General features: G+C 72.5%; 4 protein-coding genes. 2 read left to right on the forward strand and 2 right to left on the reverse strand.

Annotated elements, in window-relative coordinates; genetic code table 11:
• Together PLP61_RS15450 and PLP61_RS15455 are read right to left on the reverse strand one after the other, a co-directional pair.
• A partial coding sequence (locus PLP61_RS15450) for a wax ester/triacylglycerol synthase domain-containing protein (protein WP_324503648.1) occupies positions 1-588 on the reverse strand: 588 nt, incomplete at its 3' end.
• A 28-nt stretch (positions 589-616) separates the two neighbouring features.
• Positions 617-1,069: a gamma-glutamylcyclotransferase family protein gene (locus PLP61_RS15455; protein WP_324503649.1), complete on the reverse strand. Its 453-nt coding sequence runs from the start codon at positions 1,067-1,069 to the stop codon at positions 617-619.
• Positions 1,070-1,103: 34 nt separating this feature from the next.
• On the opposite strand from PLP61_RS15455, the gene lpdA reads away from it, so the two are divergent.
• Positions 1,104-2,513: a dihydrolipoyl dehydrogenase gene (lpdA, locus tag PLP61_RS15460; protein ID WP_324503650.1), complete on the forward strand. Its 1,410-nt coding sequence runs from the start codon at positions 1,104-1,106 to the stop codon at positions 2,511-2,513.
• Complete coding sequence (locus PLP61_RS15465; protein WP_324503651.1) at positions 2,510-3,904, forward strand: NAD(P)H-quinone dehydrogenase; 1,395 nt, start codon at positions 2,510-2,512, stop codon at positions 3,902-3,904. The genes lpdA and PLP61_RS15465 overlap by 4 nt, the downstream gene beginning before the upstream one ends.
• The last annotated feature ends 90 nt before the right edge of the window (positions 3,905-3,994 follow it).

A 3,994-nucleotide genomic window follows, 5' to 3' on the forward strand; every position in this document is an offset into this window, starting at 1 on the left:
AACCCCCCCTATCTCCACCGTCTCGAATTCGGACCACGCGTCCGCGGCCAGCTCCCGGACGGTCGGGGCCGGGACCCGTGGTGGCGTGCCCGCGGCCGGGTCCTCGCCCTGTGCCCCGTCGACCAGGGTCGCCAGCACGGCGAGCCCGCCGATGCCGTCGGCGAGCGCGTGGTGCATCACCACGACCACACCGGCGGCACGGCCGGTGTCGGTGAGGATCCGGGCCCGCCACAGCGGCCGGTCCCGGGGGAGCCGCTGCAGCAGCAGCTCGACGGCGGCGGTGGCGCCGGGGTCCTCCTCCGCCGTGGGCAGGGTCCTCACGTCGAGGTGGCGTCCCAGGGCGAATCCGGGGTCGTCCACCCACACCGGTCGCCCACACCCGAACGGGGTCGCCTCCAGCCGGCGTCGGAGCCGGGGCACCCGGGCCAGCCGCGCTCCGAGGGCGGCCTCGAGAGCGGCGGCCGGCGGTCGGTCCGCGGGGTCGAAGGTCAGCAGCGCCGCGATCTGCATGGGGACGCTGCCGTGGTCCACCGCGAGGTTGACCACGTCGGCGGGAGCGGCGCGGTCCACGGCCGCCGACCCGCTCATGCCCGGCGCGGCGACCGCACGTCAGCCCTCACAGTCCGGAGGACCGGCAGGGTCGACGCCGCAGCGCGGCCACGTAGTCGGCCGGGGCGTCGGCAGCCTCGGCGGCGTCCGCGAGGACGCCGAGGTAGGAGGCCGACGGCAGGCCGCCCTCGTAGGCGTCCAGCACGTAGGCCCACACCACCAGCTCCCCGGCCAGCGTCGACACCCGCACCCGGGTCTTGAAGAACAGCCCGGTGTCGGCGGCCTCCCACTCGTCGAGGGTCGCCTCGTCCTCGGGCGTGATGTCGTACACCGCGACGTACACCTGCTCGAGGGGATCCTCCACGATCGTGGCGAGGGCGCCGTCCCACCCGTGCTCCTCACCCCCGAAGGTGAGCCGCCACCCCATCAGCCAGCCGGTGGCATGCAGCGGGGAGTGCGGGCAGCGCTCGCCCATCCGGGCGGGGTCCAGATTGGTCCCGTAGGCGGCGTACAGCGGCACGGGCACAGGTTAGCGGCCCGCTAGGCTGACCACCGTGACCCACTACAACGTCCTGGTTCTCGGTGCCGGTCCCGGAGGCTACGTGGCGGCCATCCGCGCCGCCCAGCTCGGTCGCTCCGTCGCGGTGGTGGAGGACAGGTACTGGGGCGGGGTGTGTCTGAACGTGGGCTGCATCCCGTCCAAGGCGCTGCTGCGGAACGCCGAGCTCGCGCACGTGCTCGCCCACGAGAAGGCCACCTTCGGCATCGAGGGCGACGCGACGATGGCCTACGGCCCCACCCACGCCCGCAGCCGCCGGGTGTCGGAGAACATCGTCAAGGGCGTGCACTTCTTGATGCGCAAGAACAAGATCACCGAGATCCACGGCTGGGGCACGCTGCTGGGCCCCAGCGAGATCGAGGTGCACGACGCGGAGGGCGTCCGCACCACCCACACCTTCGACGACCTGATCATCGCCACCGGGGCCACCACCCGGCTGGTGCCCGGCACCAGCCTGAGCGAGCGGGTGGTGACCTACGAGGAGCAGATTCTCGACCCCGACCTCCCCGGCTCGGTCATCATCGCCGGCTCCGGTGCCATCGGCGTGGAGTTCGCCTACGTGATGAAGAACTTCGGGGTGGACGTGACCATCGTGGAGTTCCTGGACCGGATGGTGCCCACCGAGGACGCCGACGTCTCCAAGGAGCTGCTGCGGCACTACAAGAAGCTCGGCGTGAAGGTGCTGCTGTCCACGAAGGTGGAGGCCATCCACGACCCCGGTGCCGACTCGGGCGAGAAGGTCCAGGTCACCGTCAGTCCCGCGGGCGGCGGCGAGTCGCAGGTCCTCGAGGCGGACAAGGTGCTCCAGGCGATCGGGTTCGCGCCTCGCCTCGACGGCTACGGCCTGGAGAACACCGGTGTGCGGACCAGCCAGCGGGGGGCGATCGAGGTCGACGCGCGCGGGCGCACCAACGTTCCTCACGTGTACGCGATCGGCGACGTGACCGGGAAGATGATGCTGGCCCACGTCGCCGAGGCCATGGGCATCGTCGCGGCGGAGACGATCGCCGACGTCGAGACGATGGAGATCGACTTCGACATGGTGCCGCGCGCGACGTACTGCCAGCCGCAGATCGGCTCGTTCGGCTACTCCGAGGCGCAGGCGCGCGAGAAGGGGTACGACGTGGTCACCGCCTCCTTCCCGTTCTCGGCCAACGGGAAGGCGCAGGGGCTGGGCGAGGCGGTCGGCTTCGTCAAGGTGGTCGCCGACGCCACCCATCGGGAGATCCTCGGCGCGCACATGATCGGGCCGGACGTCACCGAGCTGCTGCCGGTGCTCACCCTCGCCCAGCGGTGGGACCTGACCGCCGACGAGGTGGCTCGCAACGTCTTCGCCCACCCGACCCTGACCGAGGCGGTCAAGGAGGCCGTGCACGGCATCACCGGGCACATGATCAACCTGTGAGCGAGCGCGTCGTCATCATCGGGGGCGGCCCCGGTGGCTACGAGGCGGCCCTGGTGGCCGCCCAGCTGCACGCCGAGGTCACCGTGGTCGACACCGACGGGCTCGGCGGCTCCGCGGTCCTCACCGACTGCGTGCCCTCCAAGACGCTCATCGCGACCGCCGAGCTGATGGCCGACATGGGAGGTGCCGCCGAGCTGGGCGTCATCCCCACCGACCACCAGGGCGACGTCGCCGCGCACCTCACGGTGGACCTGGGCATGGTCAACGCGCGGGTCAAGCAGCTGGCTGCGGACCAGTCGGCCGACATCGCCGGGCGCCTCGAGCGCGAGGGGGTGCGAGTGGTCCGCGGCCGTGGCCGGCTCGACGGCCCGCAGCGGGTGGTGGCCACCGCTGCCGACGGGACCGAGACGACCCACGACGCCGACGCGGTCCTGGTCGCCACCGGCGCCTCGCCGCGCACCATGCCCACCGCAGCCCCCGACGGCGAGCGCATCCTCACCTGGGAGCAGGTCTACGACCTCACCGAGGTGCCCGAGCACCTGGTGGTGGTCGGCTCGGGGGTGACCGGCGCGGAGTTCGCCTCGGCGTACCTCTCCCTCGGCGTCCCGGTGACCCTGGTGTCCTCGCGGGACCAGGTGCTGCCGGGCCAGGACAGCGACGCCGCGCACGTGCTGGAGGAGGTGCTCACCCGGCGCGGGATGACCCTGCTCGCCCGGTCCCGGATGGAGTCGGTCGTCCGCGAGGGCGACACGGTCGCCGTACGGCTCGATGACGGGCGGGAGGTCCGCGGCAGCCACTGCGTGCTGGCGCTCGGCTCGGTCCCCAACACCGTCGGCCTCGGGCTCGAAGAGGCGGGGGTGATCCTCGAGGACAGCGGCTTCGTCCGGGTCGACCGGGTGTCGCGGACGTCCGCGCGCGGGATCTACGCCGCCGGCGACTGCACCGGCGTACTGATGCTGGCCTCGGTGGCCGCCATGCAGGGCCGGATCGCGATGTGGCACCTGCTCGGGGACGCGGTCACGCCGTTGGACCTGCGGAAGGTGTCGGCCAACGTGTTCACCGCGCCGGAGATCGCCACCGTCGGCTGGTCCCAGCTGCAGGCGGACTCCGGCGAGATCCTGGCCGACACCGTGGTGCTGCCCCTGTCGGGCAACGCGCGCGCCAAGATGCAAGGGGTGCACGACGGCTTCGTGAAGCTGCTGTGCCGGCCCGGGACGGGCATCGTCGTCGGCGGCGTCGTCGTCGCCCCCCGCGCCTCGGAGCTGATCCACCCGGTCGCGATCGCCGTCGCCGAGTCGCTGACCGCCGACCAGCTCGCCCAGGCGTTCACCGTGTACCCCTCGATGAGCGGCTCGATCGCCGAGGCGGCCCGGAGGCTGCACCGGGTGTAGGGGGGTGGGGGTGCCAGTTGCCGTGCTCGCGGTGACCCGTGGGGGGGCTGGTGGGACCTCAACCCTGCGTCTCAGAAACCCCCGAAGTCG

It is taken from the genome of Nocardioides sp., from assembly GCF_035429765.1.
Classification (GTDB): Bacteria; Actinomycetota; Actinomycetes; order Propionibacteriales; family Nocardioidaceae; genus Nocardioides.